At 42.4% G+C, this 1,407-nt stretch carries 2 protein-coding genes; both read right to left on the bottom strand.

All coding sequences use genetic code 11. From position 1 onward, the window contains the following. Positions 1–103 precede the first annotated feature (103 nt). Entirely contained in the window at positions 104–475 is a 372-nt protein-coding gene (locus BHE89_RS17240; protein WP_216081023.1) for a phage tail fiber protein, read from the bottom strand. A 242-nt stretch (positions 476–717) separates the two neighbouring features. Next, on the bottom strand, positions 718–1,407 hold a 690-nt coding region (locus BHE89_RS17235), incomplete at its 5' end, for an MFS transporter (RefSeq protein WP_128860666.1).

Genomic DNA, 1,407 nt, shown 5'->3' with positions numbered 1-1,407 from the left:
TAACAGTAAAGGAATAATGATTATAAAACTGATGCACATAAGACCCATTATGTTAAACGGGTGAGTTAGTTAATCAGTACAGCCCGTTTAACAACAATCATAATTAATCCTCTTCTTTCCGTCTATGCTCCTCTTCCACCGTCTGCACTTCTTCCATCTCACGCATTCTTACATTATAGATTGACTGCTCTGGCATCTGTACACGAACGGAAATAAAGCGACCATCAGGGATATCAATCGGATCGCCATCATTGAAGCCGTCAATATCATTACGGGCAAACTTAGGTGCATTAGGGTGAGTTTGATGATACGTTCTCACGAGGATAGAACTATCTTTGTTAACTTTAGAGTTAACCCAAATAAGAGGCTGTTTATTGACATCAAGTGGAATTTCAATACCACCATCAATAGCCCCCACTACCACCATCAATAGCCCCCCACTCTGCATCTGAATTAAAGCCCAGTCCCCCTTCAATGAGATATTCGCCCTGAACCACTCAAATAACTGTGGTAATTATTTCCATATCAAATAGTTATATTTTTATGTCCAAGCTTTTAATATTTCGGTTGAATGCATAACAAAGGCATGTTGAGACAGTATTTTTCGAGTATGCTCATCTAAAAATCCATTACTAAAAAGGTGTTTTTTTATCGATATTATTGAGTTGAGTCATCATAAAATCTCCGAAATGTACAAGTGAAGAGGAATACAGTTCATCAACGTGTAGCTGACTTGCGATATATTTTAAAATTCCAAATCGCACCGAGCAGCAATATAAAGCTAGTTGCTAGAAATACTGCCCGCATCCCGATATGACCACCGACAATTCCGCCTATCAGCGGTCCGATGAACTGGCCTGCAAACTGTGCGGCTACAGAATAGCCGAGAATACTTCCTACCATTCCTTCTGGTACGCGCTGACGTATTACCGTTGCAATACAGGGTAATAATCCACCTAGTGCAAGCCCCATAAGGAAACGCAGAACAATAAGCTGCCAGCCCGAGGTAACAAATGCCTGAGGGATCAGCAACAATCCGGCAGCAGCTAACGCCAGTATGATGATGCGGAAATGTCCTATTCTGTCGGCTAGCTTTCCAAGCCAAGATGCGGAAATGATACTGCCCAAGGCCGCGACAGCCATTACATACCCTGCCACTTTAGTTATCTGAGATGCCTCACTAACGAGAGTTTGTACATAGACCGTAATAATGGGTTCTATCGACATATTGGCCAGCATCAGCAATAAGCCGGTACAAAGCATACAGACAATCACCGAACGGGCAGGTAACTGCGACCAGTTCATGCATTTTTTTGTCGATGAAACTGTGTTTTTTTGCACCTCTTCACGGATGAGCGTGAGGGTCATAATAAAGGCCAGAAATATCAAGGCGGCTGCGTAGAAAAA

Source organism: Shigella sp. FC1967, assembly GCF_001743005.1.
Classification (GTDB): Bacteria; Pseudomonadota; Gammaproteobacteria; order Enterobacterales; family Enterobacteriaceae; genus Proteus.
The sequence above is the reverse complement of the archived record's forward strand: the minus strand, read 5'-3'. Positions and strand labels throughout refer to the sequence as shown.